The sequence below is a fragment of the Collinsella aerofaciens genome, assembly GCF_020181355.1.
Classification (GTDB): Bacteria; Actinomycetota; Coriobacteriia; order Coriobacteriales; family Coriobacteriaceae; genus Collinsella.
The window spans coordinates 2185811-2200687 of sequence record NZ_CP084004.1; the positions used below are offsets into that span (position 1 = coordinate 2185811).

15 protein-coding genes are annotated in these 14877 nt (G+C 59.0%); 11 read left to right on the forward strand and 4 right to left on the reverse strand.

The features are described 5' to 3' along the window. Positions 1-70 precede the first annotated feature (70 nt). The 6 genes from LCQ44_RS09545 (at position 71) to LCQ44_RS09570 (ending at position 6782) form a co-directional block, all read left to right on the forward strand. Positions 71-427 carry a nucleotide pyrophosphohydrolase gene (locus tag LCQ44_RS09545; RefSeq protein ID WP_225093715.1) on the forward strand — a complete coding sequence of 119 codons (357 nt, stop codon included), beginning with the start codon at positions 71-73 and terminating at the stop codon, positions 425-427. Beyond that, positions 420-2162, forward strand: coding sequence for a DUF2075 domain-containing protein (locus LCQ44_RS09550; RefSeq protein WP_225093716.1), 1743 nt, complete (start codon positions 420-422; stop codon positions 2160-2162). The genes LCQ44_RS09545 and LCQ44_RS09550 overlap by 8 nt, the downstream gene beginning before the upstream one ends. A gap of 141 nt (positions 2163-2303) precedes the next feature. Continuing rightward, complete coding sequence (gene serC, locus LCQ44_RS09555) at positions 2304-3428, forward strand: 3-phosphoserine/phosphohydroxythreonine transaminase (protein WP_225093717.1); 1125 nt, start codon at positions 2304-2306, stop codon at positions 3426-3428. A 69-nt stretch (positions 3429-3497) separates the two neighbouring features. Then, positions 3498-4661, forward strand: a complete 1164-nt coding sequence (locus LCQ44_RS09560; RefSeq protein ID WP_225093718.1) for a phosphoglycerate dehydrogenase — start codon at positions 3498-3500, stop codon at positions 4659-4661. A gap of 177 nt (positions 4662-4838) precedes the next feature. Further along, positions 4839-6059: a M20 family metallopeptidase gene (locus LCQ44_RS09565; RefSeq protein WP_225093719.1), complete on the forward strand. Its 1221-nt coding sequence runs from the start codon at positions 4839-4841 to the stop codon at positions 6057-6059. A gap of 39 nt (positions 6060-6098) precedes the next feature. Next, positions 6099-6782 (forward strand): DUF1015 family protein, encoded by a 684-nt coding sequence (locus LCQ44_RS09570; protein WP_225093720.1) that lies wholly within the window; start codon positions 6099-6101, stop codon positions 6780-6782. Positions 6783-6911: 129 nt separating this feature from the next. Here LCQ44_RS09570 and LCQ44_RS09575 read toward each other — a convergent pair whose 3' ends face one another. The 3 genes from LCQ44_RS09575 to LCQ44_RS09585 all read right to left on the reverse strand — a co-directional run bounded on the left by LCQ44_RS09575 (position 6912) and on the right by LCQ44_RS09585 (position 8861). After that, positions 6912-7547 carry a histidine phosphatase family protein gene (locus LCQ44_RS09575; RefSeq protein ID WP_138112840.1) on the reverse strand — a complete coding sequence of 212 codons (636 nt, stop codon included), beginning with the start codon at positions 7545-7547 and terminating at the stop codon, positions 6912-6914. A gap of 17 nt (positions 7548-7564) precedes the next feature. After that, on the reverse strand, positions 7565-8107 hold the full coding sequence (locus tag LCQ44_RS09580) for a histidine phosphatase family protein (RefSeq protein ID WP_225093721.1): 543 nt from the start codon (positions 8105-8107) through the stop codon (positions 7565-7567). A gap of 82 nt (positions 8108-8189) precedes the next feature. After that, positions 8190-8861 carry a nitroreductase family protein gene (locus LCQ44_RS09585; protein ID WP_161145163.1) on the reverse strand — a complete coding sequence of 224 codons (672 nt, stop codon included), beginning with the start codon at positions 8859-8861 and terminating at the stop codon, positions 8190-8192. Between the two features lie 235 nt (positions 8862-9096). Between LCQ44_RS09585 and LCQ44_RS09590 the strand changes: the two genes are divergently transcribed. Together LCQ44_RS09590 and LCQ44_RS09595 are read left to right on the forward strand one after the other, a co-directional pair. Beyond that, positions 9097-9699, forward strand: coding sequence for an HdeD family acid-resistance protein (locus LCQ44_RS09590; RefSeq protein ID WP_035137275.1), 603 nt, complete (start codon positions 9097-9099; stop codon positions 9697-9699). After that, positions 9700-10182: a YaiI/YqxD family protein gene (locus LCQ44_RS09595; RefSeq protein ID WP_195239477.1), complete on the forward strand. Its 483-nt coding sequence runs from the start codon at positions 9700-9702 to the stop codon at positions 10180-10182. A gap of 106 nt (positions 10183-10288) precedes the next feature. Here the strand turns inward: LCQ44_RS09595 and LCQ44_RS09600 are convergent, their stop codons facing one another. Next, on the reverse strand, positions 10289-11377 hold the full coding sequence (locus tag LCQ44_RS09600; protein WP_161115852.1) for a putative manganese transporter: 1089 nt from the start codon (positions 11375-11377) through the stop codon (positions 10289-10291). 172 nt (positions 11378-11549) lie between these two features. On the opposite strand from LCQ44_RS09600, the gene LCQ44_RS09605 reads away from it, so the two are divergent. From LCQ44_RS09605 to LCQ44_RS09615, 3 genes are all read left to right on the forward strand, one after another. After that, the gene (locus LCQ44_RS09605) at positions 11550-12518 is read left to right on the forward strand and encodes a 3'-5' exonuclease (RefSeq protein ID WP_225093722.1); all 969 of its coding nucleotides are present in this window, start codon (positions 11550-11552) and stop codon (positions 12516-12518) included. A 351-nt stretch (positions 12519-12869) separates the two neighbouring features. Then, on the forward strand, positions 12870-14060 hold the full coding sequence (locus LCQ44_RS09610; RefSeq protein ID WP_225093723.1) for a hypothetical protein: 1191 nt from the start codon (positions 12870-12872) through the stop codon (positions 14058-14060). A gap of 419 nt (positions 14061-14479) precedes the next feature. Next, complete coding sequence (locus LCQ44_RS09615) at positions 14480-14845, forward strand: ArsR/SmtB family transcription factor (protein ID WP_055285819.1); 366 nt, start codon at positions 14480-14482, stop codon at positions 14843-14845. Positions 14846-14877 lie beyond the last annotated feature (32 nt).

The window sequence follows — 14877 nt, forward strand, 5'->3', positions numbered from 1 at the left end:
CCCAAATGAGGTGCAATAAATCCCAGATACCGCCATAATAAAACAATGAACATCAGGGAGGTTGCGGACGATGGATAGGCTCGATGCCATGACGGAACAAGTCAGGGACTTTTGTGATGCACGCGACTGGCGCAAGTATCACACGCCAAAAGAGCTCGCCATCGGCATGGCAACTGAGTCCTCCGAGCTCCTTCAGCTCTTTCGTTTTATGAGCGACGAGCGCATTGCAGAAATGTTCGAAGACACCGAGCAACGCCAAGCCATCGAAGACGAAGTCGCCGACACGCTCCTTTTCCTTCTGCGTTTCGCAGATTTAAATGAAATCGACCTGCCAGCGGCGCTTTCGTCCAAGCTCAAGCGCAATGGTGAGCGCTACACCGTCGACGCATCATCTAATGAATACAGAAAGGCGGACCATCATGAGTAATGAGTTCGCCCTTCGGCAATACACGCTTCCCCTGCCCCAGCCCTTTGAGACAAGCGAATCTCTTCAGGACTTTGGCACGCCAAAGCCTGGAGCCCATCATGACGAGAGTTGGCCCGTCCTTTACATTCTCACCAACAGCAGAAACAAGACGGCATACATCGGCCAAACAACCAACTACCAGCGCCGTATGAAACAACACGCTGCAAACGTGGACAAGGACTTCGACCGGACCCTTCTGATCGACAATCCCACCTTCAACCAATCCGCAACGTTCGAGTTCGAGAATCGACTTATTGAGCTGTTCTGTGCCGACGAAAAATACCAGGTCACCAATGCCAACAACGGCTATGCCCAATTCGATTATTTTGAGCGGCCTCAGTATCGCCAGAGGTTCCGAGACCTCTGGACAAAGCTTCGCGAAGAAAACTACGCGATTCATCCGATTGAAGAGCTCGAGAACTCCGATCTGTTCAAGTTCTCGCCTTTCAAGACGCTTACGCCCGACCAATACGAAACGATCGAGACGATTTATAAACGTCTCGAACAGGAGCATGAAGACATTAAACACGGCGGCCCCAAGAAAGAGCGCGTAACCGTCGTAAACGGCGCTCCGGGAACAGGCAAAACAATCCTCGCCATCAGTCTCATGTTCAAAATCAAAAATGAACCGAACCTTTCCGGTCTACGGGTCGGCTTCGTGACGCCCATGGAGTCTTTGAGCAAGACGCTCAAAAAGCTCACGCACTTCCTTCCCGGGTTAAAGCCCAGCGATATCCTGAGCCCCAGCGATGTCACCAAAAACGATCGGTATGACATCTTGCTTGTCGACGAGGCACACCGACTGGGAAACTACTTGACCGCCGGCGCCGGCATCGGAGCTTTTTACAACACATGCGAACGACTCAACTTGCCGCGCACGAGCAGCCAGGTGGATTGGATTTTTAAATGCTGCGACAAGGCCTATCTGTTCTATGACCCCAAGCAGCAGGCCCGTGCATCCGGATTTAATCGGGACGACCTCGAGCAGCGACTCAACCAACTCGAAGAAGCAGGAATCGAGACCGAAGAATTCAACTTGAGCACCCAAATGCGTGTGCGTGGCGGCGATGAGTACCTCGATTTTGTCTACGACCTGCTTGATAACAAAGCGTACATGCATGCCGGCATGAAGTTTGATGAGCTCTTTGCCTCGCAGCCCTACGACTCGCAAGCCGGCGATCCTGACAGTGATATCCCCAGGTACCAGTTTGGCATCGTCGACCGATTTGAGGATTTCTGTTCTCTGCAGCAAGCCAAGGAAGAAGAAGTTGGTCTATCCCGCATGACGGCAGGTTTTGCGTGGAAGTGGGAAACGAAGACCAATAAAGATGCGTTCGATATCGTCATCGAGGGCATTCGCAAACGCTGGAATTCAACTCAAAAGGATTGGGTCAACTCTGCCAACGCTGTCAATGAGGTTGGTTGCATTCACACAGTGCAGGGCTACGACCTCAATTACGGATTCGTAATTCTGGGTCCCGACATTTACTACGACAACGACAAAGGGGGCGTCTGCGTTAACAAGGCAAACTTCAAAGATACCGTCGCAAAGAAAAAGGCAAGCGACGACGACCTACGAAAGATTATCGTCAACGCCTACTACGTTCTCATGACGCGCGGCATGCTGGGAACGTTTCTTTATGTATGCGACCCAGCGCTCAAGGAGTATTTGTCACGGTATATCCCGGTGATATAGACCTAACGACCGCCCTCCCCCATGTAACCATCCTGTAAATCATAGCGGCGCACTCGAGTTTTACCGTGATGCGGTCGCGCCCGGCGCTCCACTGTGCTAAAGTATCCCGAACGCTCAAACGACTACGAGGGGAACTAGAAGATGGCACGTGTGCACAACTTCTCAGCTGGCCCGGCCGCACTGCCCACAAGCGTGCTCGCCGAGATCGCCGACGAGATGATGGACTACCGCGGTTGCGGCATGTCCGTGCTCGAGATGAGCCATCGATCTAGCATGTACCAGCAGATCATCGACGACGCCGAGGCAACCCTGCGCCGCCTGCTGAGCATCCCCGACAACTACCGTGTCCTGTTTTTGCAGGGCGGCGCCACGCTGCAGTTTGCGGGCATCCCCATGAACCTCATGCGCCGCGGCCGCGCCGGCTACGTCGTGACCGGCAACTTTGCCAACAAGGCGTACAAGGAGGCCGCCAAGTACGGCGAGGCCGTGCTGCTCGCGAGCTCCGAGGACACCAATTTCGACCGCATCCCAGACATGGCCGACGTCAACGCGCGCATTGCCGCCGAGGCCGCGGGCGACGGGCTCGACTACGTCTACATCTGCCAGAACAACACTATCTTTGGCACCATGTACCACGAGCTGCCCAACTGCGGCGATGTGCCGCTGGTCGCCGATGTCTCGAGCTGCTTTTTGTCACAGCCGCTCGACGTTGAGCGCTACGGGCTCATTTACGCCGGCGCGCAGAAAAACGCCGGCGCCGCAGGCGTGACCGTGGTCATCGTGCGCGACGACCTTATCGCCGAAAGCCCCGCCTTTGCGCAGACGCCGCAGTACCTGGACCTCAAGACCCAGGTCGCCAAGGGCTCCATGCTCAACACGCCCAACACCTTTGGCATCTACGTGTGCGGCAAGGTGTTCCGTTGGGTTGAGCAGACCGGCGGACTTGCCGCCATGGCCGAGCGCAACTGGGCCAAGGCCAACCTGCTCTACGACCTGCTCGAGCACAGCGAGCTGTTCCATGGCACCGCGCAGGCCGACAGCCGCTCCATCGCCAACGTCACCTTCCGCACCGGCGACGCCGAGCTCGATGCGGCCTTTGTTGCAGGCGCGGCCGAGCACCAGATTCAAAACGTCAAGGGCCATCGCCTCGTCGGCGGCATGCGCGCAAGCGTGTACAACGCCGTCACCATGGAGGACGTGCAAGCGCTGGCCACGTACATGAAGGACTTCGAAGCGCAGCATAGTTTGAGTCCGCGATCTAACTAGCCCGCAACACGCGGGCCGACCAGCCACTTCAAACCACCTGTTTTAGACAAACCTGCTAAGGAGTTTTTCATGCGTAAGATTAAGACCATCGACGACATTACCAAGGACGGCAAGGTCGAGTTTGGCGAGGGCTACGAGTTTGTGGGCACCGCCGAGGAGGCCGATGCCGTCCTGATGCGCTCCACCGACCTGCACGGCTACGAGCTGCCTGAGGGCATCCGCGCCATCGCCCGCTGCGGCGCCGGCGTTAACAACATCCCCGTCGAGGAGTACGCCAAGAAGGGCGTCGTCGTCTTTAACTCCCCCGGTGCCAACAGCAACGCCGTCAAGGAGCTCGTCCTGGGCATGCTGGTGCTTTCGAGCCGCGGCGTGGTGCAGTCGATGAACTGGGTGCGCGACAACGCCGACGACCCCGACATTCAGGTCGATGCCGAGAAGGCCAAGAAGGCCTTTGTGGGACGCGAGCTCAAGGGCAAGCGCATCGGCGTCATCGGCCTGGGCAACGTGGGCTCCAAGGTCGCCAACGCCTGCGTCGACCTGGGCATGGACGTTTACGGCTACGATCCGTTTATTTCCGTCGAGCACGCGTGGGTGCTGAGCCGCGAGGTGCAGCGCGTGGGCACGCTCGAGGATCTGTGCCGCGGCTGCGACTACCTCACCGTGCACGTGCCCAGCAAGGCAGACACCATCGGCATGATCAGCACCGAGCAGATCAACTTACTGGCACCCGACGCCGTGCTCATCAACTACGCACGCGAGACCATCATTGACGAGGACGCCGTTGACGCCGCCCTGCGCGAGGGCAAGCTCAGCTGGTTTAGCTGCGACTTCGCCACGCCCAAGACCGTCAAGATGCCCAATACGTTTATCACCACGCACTCGGGCGCCGGCACCGGCGAGGCCGAGGCCAACTGCGCCGACATGGCCATCAGCGAGCTCAAGGATTACCTGGAGAACGGCAACATAGCGCACAGCGTCAACTACCCCGCCTGCAGCATGGGCAAGGCGCGCGCCGCAAGCCGCATCGCCTGCCTGCACGCCAACGTGCCCAACATGATCGGCCAAATCACGGCGATCCTGGCCAAGGACAACGCCAACGTGCAGCGTATGACCAACGAGTCCGCCGGCGAGAACGCCTACACCATGTTCGACACCGACGAGCACCTGGACAGCAGCACCATCGAGGCGCTCAAGCAGATTCCGTCGATGTATCGCGTGCGCGTAATCAAATAGCGCCGGCTGATCTGACGGGCAGTTCCCCATGTGGCCTGCCCGTCACTGACATTGAATGCCCGCGGGGACGCCTTTCGCACGAGAGGCGCCCCCGTTTTTGTGAGCACTCCATTAAATACACCGAGCCGCTTCTTGACATACAATCTGTATATTGACCTAACTATCTGTGAGGTGCCTATGGTTGATACAGATTTTGCTTGGCGGCTTACGCAAGGACTCGTGCGGATCGACAGCTCAGACCCGGGTGCGTATGAGGACGAGATTGAGCGCTATATCAAAGCGTTGGTTGAGGAACGGGTGGCACAGCTGAGCCATCCGGTGCTCCATGCCGTGCAGGTTGAGGAACTCGAGGTGCTGCCCGGGCGCCGCAACCTTATGGTCACCGTGCCGGGACTGAGCGACGAGCCACGGCTCGTCTATATCTGCCATATGGATACCGTTACGCTGGGCGATGGCTGGGACGCGGACATTCCGCCGCTCGGAGCGATCGTGCGCAACGATAAACTCTATGGCCGCGGTGCCTGCGATATGAAGGGTGGCCTGGCCTGCGCCATTGCCGCACTGGTCCATACGCTCGAGCGCGTGGCGGCGAATGGCGCGCTGCCCCGCCGCGGCTTTTCGCTCATCTGCTCGGTCGACGAGGAAGACTTTATGCGAGGCTCCGAGGCAGCCATCGATGCCGGCTGGGTCGGTTCGCGCGAATGGGTGCTGGACACCGAGCCCACCGACGGACAGATCCAGGTGGCGCACAAGGGGCGTACGTGGTTCGAGATTGAAATGGATGGCGTGACGGCGCATGCAAGCCGGCCCTGGAAGGGCGCGGATGCCGTCGCCGCCATGGCCGAGGTCGTGTGTTCGCTCCGTCGCGCGTTTGTGGCGCTGCCCGCGCACGATGAGCTGGGGCCTTCGACCATCACGTTCGGCCAAATCGAGGGCGGATATCGCCCCTACGTCGTACCCGACCGCGCCAAAGTCTGGGTCGACATGCGCCTGACCCCGCCGACCGATACGGCCGCCGTAACGCGCATGGTAGAGCAGGCCATCGCCGTCGCCGAAGCCGCCATTCCCGGTTGCCACGGCAGCTACGTCGTGACGGGCGACCGCCCCGCCATCGAGCGCGACCCAAACTCTCCCCTTCTAGCAGCGCTCAAGCGTGCCGCCGATGACGTGACGGACGCGGACACGACCGTTGGCTTCTTTACCGGCTACACCGACACCGCCGTCATTGCCGGCAAGACAGGTAACCGCAATTGCATGAGCTACGGTCCCGGGTCGCTCGCGCTCGCGCACAAGCCCAACGAATATGTGCCCCACGCCGATATCGTTCGTTGTCAGCAGGTGCTAATCGCGCTCGCCGATAACGTGCTCTGGGACGCGAGCGGCCAAGTTGGGGCATAATAAGCCGCGAACAAACCGACTCGCGCGTTAGGACCGCCCATGAAAGCACTTCCGTTTCCCTGCATCCGCCCGGCTCAGGACCGCGTGCTCGAGGCGCTGCCTGCAATGGGCAGCATCCTAAGCGGCAACGATGCCCTGCGCGGAGCCATTGCCGATGGTCTGATGCTCAAGGACCCGGGTGCGGCGTATTACGTGTACGAATGCTCGGGCGAGCCGGGACGTGTGACGGGTGTCGTGGCGATCTGCCCGACGAGTGTACTTGCGGGCGGCAAGGGCGATGCCAGCGCCGACGTGGCCGCCGCCGCGCGCGCGATCGCCGAACTCAAAGTTCAGCCGCGCCCCGTGTCGCTCGCCTACGAGGCGTCGCCCGTCATGGACATCATCCTGGGCGCCGCCAAAGAGGGCGCCTCGCTCTACGCCGTCACCGATCCTGCGGGCATTACACACCGCGTGTGGGAGGTTAAGCGCGAGGACGCCGTCGGCGCCATCCGTGCCATGCTCGACCAGGCGCCGGAGCCGGTACTGGCCGACGACCCTGCCTACGCTGGCGCACTAGTCGGGGTATCACAGCTCCTGGCCGATGAGGCCCGTTCCGCCGGAACGTACACCGGCAAGGAGCCGTTCAACTTTACCGTTGCCGCGCTCTTCCCCGCTGCGCAGGTCAGCGGCGGCGCACCGCAGGTTCCGACGGGTCTGCTCACGCACCAAGTCGCGCGGTTCTAGCAAGACCAGACCGCGCAGCACAAAAATCGGCAGCTCAACAAACAGGGGGCGGAGATGCAGCAGGTACATGCATCTCCGCCCCTTTTGCGTCGAGAAGTTATGCCGGCGACCCGAGCCGCCACGCTCGCGTTATCCGCGCTGCGGACCTGCAGTAGCCACAAGCGGTTCAAGGCCCAGCTCGCGTGCGTAATCCTCCTGCGTAAAAATCTCAATCAGCTCAAACGTGTCGGATTCGTCGTCAAACGCAAAGTGCAGCACCGAGCAGTTGCCCGGCACGCGTTCGCGCTCGTCTGCCGCCGCGCCCCGCACGTGGTCCAAAAACTCCTTGATAGCCGAGCCGTGGCTCACCGCGAGCACGCACTCGTGGTCCGGACGTCGCATAAGCTCGGTCAGCGTCGCCACCATGCGCTCACGCACCTGCATCTGGCCCTCGCCGCCAAACTGACGATAGAAATCGCGCCACGGGCGCTCGGGCATAAGCATCACGCGCTCGGCCTCAAAGTCGCCAAAGAACCACTCGCGCAGACCGTCCAGGCGCTCGTACGCCAAGCCCGGCCACAGGTTGGCGATAGTCTGCTCGGTGCGATGAAGCGTGGAGGTGTAGGCATGATCGGGCTCAATGCCGCGCGCACGTAAAAACATGCCGGCGCGCGCCGCCTGGTCGCAACCCAACTGCGTAAGCGGCGAGTCACTCCACCCCTGAATGATACGCTTAAGGTTGAATATCGTCTGTCCATGACGGACCAGATACAGATCTTTATTCATAGGGGTCCTTTCGTTCGTTACCAATCAAGGAGCGAAAACGCACCGTCGCAATAGCCAAAATGAAGCACGGCACCGTTGTCGGGTAGCTCTCCCCTGCCAGTCACATACTCAAGAAACTCCTGGCAGGAAGAGCCGTGGGAGACTGCCAGCACACAGTCGTGCTGCGGCATGGCCATGATGTGGGACAGCGCCGCGACCATGCGCGACTGGAGCTCGCCTTCAGACTCGCCACCAAAGGCCACCGGATAATCACCCCAGGGCTGCGGCGGCATCTCGCGATTTGATGTACCCTCCAGCGAGCCCAAATGCCACTCGCGCAGGTCATCGACCAGCTCTATCGAGCAGCCCTCACCAGCAATTAGCTCAGCCGTATGCCGCGCCCGGCCCAACGGCGAGGAATACACACGGTCAAAGGTCACGCCACGCGCCTCAAACGCCGCGCGCGTCGCCAGCGCCTGCTCGCGCCCGCGCGCCGTAAGCGGCGAATCGTGCCCACCCTGCAAAATGTTCTGCACATTGAGCTCAGTCTGCCCATGCCGCACCAAATACAAATCTGCCACACGTCCTCCCCTCGCACCACCGCAAAGGGGACAGGTACCTTTGTGGTGGTTTACCGCCGGATCACACCACGGTGACGCTCAGCTACACCAGTACGTCGGCAAGCGGGCGCTTGGGTACGTGGTGCACCTGCGCCTCGTCACGCCAGTAATTAATAGAGCCGTCGGGGTTGGAATCGATCGCATCGATAACTTGAGTCTCGGCCGGAACGCCAAACGCCATGATCAGCTTGAGCTCATATTTGTCGTTATCGAGCCCCATGGCATCGATCGCGCGGGGCGTAAAGGCCTTGAACATACAGGCTGCCACCTCGGGCGTGGCGCTGCGGGCGGCGAGCATCATCGTCTGCGCGGCAATGCCCGTGTCGACCTCGGTAATGGGAGCGGCTGGCTTGCCCGGAACGGCGCGCTCAGCCAAAATCGCGATGTAGCCGGTCGGGCGCTCACCCTCGGCAGGACCCGGCCAATCCTTAAGCGCACCGGCCCATGCAAGCTCATCAAATACACGCGCGCAATCCACGGCACCGCTCACCACATGAAAACGCAGACGCTGAGCATTGGCGCCGCAGGGAGTCAGGTGAGCCAGCTCTGCCAGCTCGAGCAAAAACTCACGCGGCACGCGCATGGACTCGTCAAAACGGCGGCACGTACGGGCACGACGGACCAGCGCATCAAACGCTTCCAAGCCGAGCTTTTCGCAACCCTGCTCTGCCATCGATTCGACACTCGACGGCGCCTCGGGAACTGCTTCGTTCATAGGGACCCCCAATACAAGCCAATTGTCCTTAGGAAAATCTAACCTAAAACGTAGGCAATAACGAACAGGGCTGCAATGTTCTACACCTGTTGAATAGAAAATCGCAACGTGGGGAACAACGGAAACAATTCGGGGCCTTTGGGTTACGTTTCGCCCTCTCCGACCCATACGCCAGCGCCTTTAGGCGATACTGGTTGTAACGATCAAGGCTTACGCCGCACGGAAAGGAGACATTATGGGCATCTTTAAGAACGATGACCAAAAATCGAGCCAGTTTGGATTTGACGAGAAAAGCATGGCGGGCAAAGCCGTCAAGGCCGTGCGCTGGATTTACGCCATCACGGGCGTCTTGGCGCTCGTCGCCGGCATCGCACTGCTGTTTGCGCCTGCCAAGTCCCTCGTCTTCCTAACGACCGTCTTGGGCTTCTACTTTGTGATCACGGCCGCGATCAGGCTGTTTACCGCTGTTTTCGAGCCACTGCTGCCCACCGGCTGGCGCGTGACGAGCATCATCTCCAACCTACTCATTATCTTGGGCGGCGTCATAATCCTGCGCAACCAGGCCTTCTCGACCGCGACGCTCACCACGATGGTGGTTATCGTGGCCGGCTTTGGCTGGATCGTCGAAGGTGTCATGTCCATTCTGGAGTCCGAGCTTTCGTCCAACCGTGCCCTCGCCATCCTGAGCGGCGCACTCTCCATCATCGCCGGCATGTTCGTGTTTATCTATCCGCTGTGGTCGGCCAAGATGCTCGTCATCTTTAGCGGCGCCGCACTGCTGGTGTTTGGCGTAACGCTGATTGTTCGCGCTATTCAATTTGGCAAACTGGTGCACTAGATGCCGCGAACGCTCTTTATTGATGCAGACGCCTGCCCGGTCACGCGCGAGTCGATTGACTGCGCGCGGCGGGCGGGCGTTGCCGTCGTTATCGCCGGCAACAGCACGCAGAACCTGGAACGCCACATTCGCCGCAACGATCCGCGCGACGTCGAGCATGCGCGACGCGGATTTTGGGTCACGACGCTCGATGTGAGCGTGGGCGCCGACAGCGCCGACTTTGCCATTGTCGAACGCCTGCAGGCGGGCGACGTAGTCGTGACGCAGGACATTGGCTTGGCGAGCATGGTGCTCGGGCGCGATGCCGCCGCCATCGGCGTGCGCGGGCGCGTCTACGATAAGGCGACCATCGACATGCAACTGTTTATTCGCCACGAGGAAAAGAAGGTGCGCCGCGCCGGCGGTCGCACTCGCGGTCCGGCGGCATTTACCAGCGAAGACCGGGCCCGCTTTAAGCGCAACCTCACCGAGCTGCTGCGCTAACCAAGGTAGATTTTCGGGACATGCCTAAAAATCTACCTTTTTGTTTTGGCAGCGGGGAATGCCCTGGTCACAGGGGTAGATCGTAAGACATGTCCCAATAATCTACTTAAAGGCCAACGGCGGATAGGATGAGGCCCCAGCCGGCACCGATGACGTACATCATGATCAGGAACAGGACGTTTTCGCGGGCGCTGCGGTTGGTGCGGAACAGCACCAGGTAGCCCACACCAGCAGAGATGAGCGTGCCGGCGAGCATCGGGGCCAGCTGCAGCGCGCCTTCCAGGTACAGTTGTGTGATAACGACGCTGGCCGAGCAGTTGGGAATCAGGCCGACAAGCGCCGAACCCAGGACGGCGAGCGTCTCGTTGCCACGCAGGAACTGCTCGATCGCGGACTCGCCGAAGGTCTCGAGCACGGCGACCAGAATCAGCGTCACCAGAAAAATGAATACCGATACCTGCACGGTGTGCGAGATGGCGCTGCGAATAATCGACAGGAGGGGCGCGCCCTCGTGAGAGCGGGAGTGACCGTGGCCATCATGGTGTTCATGCTCGTCCTCATGACCGTGATCATGGCCATGTCCGTGTTCGTGCTCGTCCTCGTCTTCATCGCAACCGCAATGGTCGCGCTCGCACAGCTCATGGATGTGATCGGCGCTCACGCCCGCCTCGGCCACCTCGTCGATGATGTCACCGCCAGTGTGGTCGTCGTGCGCGCAGTTCACGTGGGCCGGGTTGGCCGCGGTTCCCAGCACGGTACGGCGAATCGCCGCATGCGCGCGAGCGTTACGACGCAGGCCGCGAATGGCGGCGTCCACGATAAAGCCCGTGACCAGCGCGATCAGTGCTTTCGAAGCCAAAAGCATCGCCATGGTCTGCACGGGCACCTGCTCGGCGAGCAACAGCGGCAGCATCTCATCGGAGGTCGAAAGGAACACCGCCACCAACGTGCCCAAGGTCACGACGCGACCGGCGTACAGTGTGGCCGCCATTGCCGAAAAGCCGCACTGCGGCACCATGCCCAGCAACGAGCCAACCACGGGACCCGCGGCGCCGGCGCGCTTGATGGCCCCGTTAACGCGGTCACCCGCGACGTGCTCCAAGGTCTCGAGAGCCAGATACGTCACCAACAAGAATGGCACCAGCGAGAGCGTGTCCTTGCCGGCGTCAAGCAGAATATCAATCAGCAAATCCATGACGGATGGAACCTTTCGTGTCTTTCGGCAGCATTGTAAAAGTCCTAGCGGTCAACTAGGGTATTGTAGTTGTCCTAGGCGCGATGCCAATAGTTGCCCATGGTAAACTATCATCTCGCCACATCTCAATGAACCCGAGCCGCGCGGTGCGGCCCGTCCAAGGAGCAGTTATATGAACGTTTCACAAGCACTCGAATACGAGCGCCAGCCGTTTATTCCCATGTTTATCTATGGCGATCACGGCGCCATGGAGTCCGAGCGCCAGAAGGGCGAGGAGGCCCTCAAGGTGCTCGAAACCGAGTACTTTACCGCCGAGGGCGACCCCAGCTTCGACTTTGCCACCGTGCGCGACCTGGCCGACCGCAACCGCGACCTGTGCGACCAGATTGGCGAGGCACGCCTGCGCAACGTGACGCCCGCGACGCTTTCGCGCGGCCTGTCCGATGCCGACACCTGCGCCGCCATCGGTAAGATGCAAAAGCGCACCGCCGCGTCGGTCATGCGCGAGATCCGCGGCGACCGCGACGCGCTCGGCGTGGCCTACGCCCGCAAGCCCATCCAGGGCACCGTGCTCGGTATCGACATCGAGACCACCGGCCGTGCACCCGAGCGCGGCTATATCATCAACGTGGGCTGGGAGATCATGGATCTCACCAGCGACGCCGTGCCGCATGACGCCGAGACACACTACTGTGGCCTGCCCGACATCTACCGCGGCGAGGATGTGCCGTTGTCGAATATCCACCACATCACCTGGGACGACATTGACGGCAAAAAGCCGTTCCGCGAGAACAAGGAATTGCAGAAGCAGCTGCTCAAGCTTATGAAGAAATACCCGTACATGGCGCATAACGCCGCGTTCGAGGACAGCTGGTTCAAAATTCATCTGGACGGTTACGCCGAGGCACGCCGCGCCGGCAAGATTATCGTCATCGACTCGCGCCAGATCTGCCGCAGCCTGGATGCCGACGTGCGCTCGCTCCCCCGCGAGTCCGCGCCCGCCGCGCTCGAGAACTGGGCCCGCCGCCGCGGCACCCTCGCCGCCGACGCCAACGAGCAGCACCTGGGCCTCGACGACACCGACCTCATGCTCCGCACCGTCCAAGCCGAGTTCAACCTCAAGAACCTGTTTGCCAAGTAGAAACGTCTACGACAAACTCCGACGTAGATCACGAGCGGCCTCGCAGCGGGAAACCCCGCAGCGGGGCCGCCCTACGTTCCACAGATAGATCTGCCATCACAAATTCTGAACCCTCATTTTGAACGATTTCGACCAATTCCCAACACGCAATTCGTTGTCGGATGGTGATACATCGATATCAAATGTGCAGCAATTGAGTATTTATATGCTATAGCTAAGCTGCGAAAACTTTTATTTAGGGCATACCAACTCATAATTGCGTCAAGCTTTTGGACAGCATTTGGTTAGACCTCTAAAACGGCTTTTCCACTCAGCGCCGTCAACACGGCATTAGCTGACACGATATATATCATGAGTATCGTATTGTCACATACCACTGCAAAAGCGGTCTACCAGGCCGCGCATTCGGTGTCTGCGAAAGGCATCGAGTCCTGTAACCCTGCCGCGATTTACGGATCATGTCCCACCGGAACGCTCCTTGACGCAGCCGCAGAATGGCTCACCAAACATGATGTTTCCCTCGACGCGAATGATTCCCTCGAGGTGATGGTGTTTGATCGCAGGAATGCGCGCTATGCAATGAACTGTCAATGCCACGTTTCGTCAAAACGATTCTCGAACTCACGCTTTATAGAGCTTGAAGATGGCATCTTCATTGTTGGCGTTGAGCTTTGCGCACTTCAAGCCGACACCTATCTCCCTTTTCGCGAACTGGTGGAGTACTACTTTGAACTGTGCGGCGCTTACTCCCTTGGAACCGGCTCTTCCACCTCTTATAACGAGCGTTTCGCGCTCACCTCGACCGAGAGGTTAAAGCAGTTCTTTAATTCCATTACCAGATGCGACGGTTTGGCCCTTGCCCGAAAGGCGATCCAATGTGTACGCGACGGATGCCGGTCTCCCATGGAAACGGCATTTGTCATGATGCTAACGCTGCCCAAAAGCGAAGGAGGGCTTGGTATTAAGGGAATTGAGACCGATTACGAGGTGCAGGTCACCGCCGCCGCAAAGAATCTCACGAGACGCAAAAAGTTCTTTATGGATGCGTATCTAAAGAAATCTCGCACAGACATTGAATACAACGGTTTTTATCATGACGCGGAAGAAGACCGCGCCATCGATGAGGAACGCAAGAATGCGCTTGCGTCCATGGGATACGGAATCATCACCGTCAGCCGTTATTCCTTTATGCATGCCAGCTCTTTCGTTAGGGTCATGGAAGCAATCCAGCGGAAAGAGGGCGTACGCCCCTCGCGTCTACCAAAAGACTTTCAAATCATGCAAGAGGACCTGAGACAGTTTGTGCTCAGAAGGTTTATAGAAGAGAAAAGGCGAATTCAGAAGCAGCTTCGCCAGGATTCCGAAGAGCGCCAACGAATCGACCTCGAAATAGCAACACTCGAAGGCATCACGCTGGATGACCCGACAATTAATGAAGTTCCGGCAATCGATGACATGCAGACAGTCGAATCCGACAGCCCATCATTTGCCCAAACAAGCAGCCTCGCGCCCGAGGGCAGGATCTTCGGGGCCGGGAGCTAGACCGGCTAACAAGGTGGGCACCTTAGCGACGTGCAAAATTGCGAGTATTCAGCAGAGCCGGGTGTCTATCACCCTCGAGTGGATCCAAATGTGAAGCGAAATCACTCTTGCGTGAGAGCGTTAGGCAACATTTGAGGAAGAACTCATCGGATTAACACCCTAAGATAACTCTTTAGCTGCATTATTTGGCCTGCGATAAATTAACGGACCCCCTATCGTTGCAGAATACTCCAATTTTTGCACGGCTCAAGGGCACCCACCCCGGCATCGGCTATCAAAACCGCTCAGTCCGGGATCTCGTCCACTATTCCCCATCATTTTGTGCAACGAATTACCTGAACGTCATTGACATATGAACATACACTCATATAATCGGAAGCAAGTTATATGAGCGCATGTTCATATGAAAGGATATTGCAATGAGCATTCGCGTTGATGAAACGAAACCCGACATCGAGGCCACCGAACCCGCGATCCCCACCACCTGCTCGCCCGAGGACCTTCCCGACGAGGAACTGCTGTACGACCTCGCCGACCTGTTCAAGGTCTTCAGCGACACCACGCGTATCAAGATCCTCTACGCCCTTATGGGCCGCGAGCTCTGCGTGGCAGACATCGCCGAGGCGACCGAGACCTCGCAGTCCGCGGTGTCGCACCAGTTGCGAACGCTCAAGCAGTCGCACCTGGTTAAATTCCGGCGCGACGGGCGCAATATCCTCTACTCGCTTGCCGACGACCATGTCTACACCATGCTCAACCAAGGCATGAGCCACATCTGCGAATAGCGATCAGCCACGGTACCAGCGCGGCCTGCACC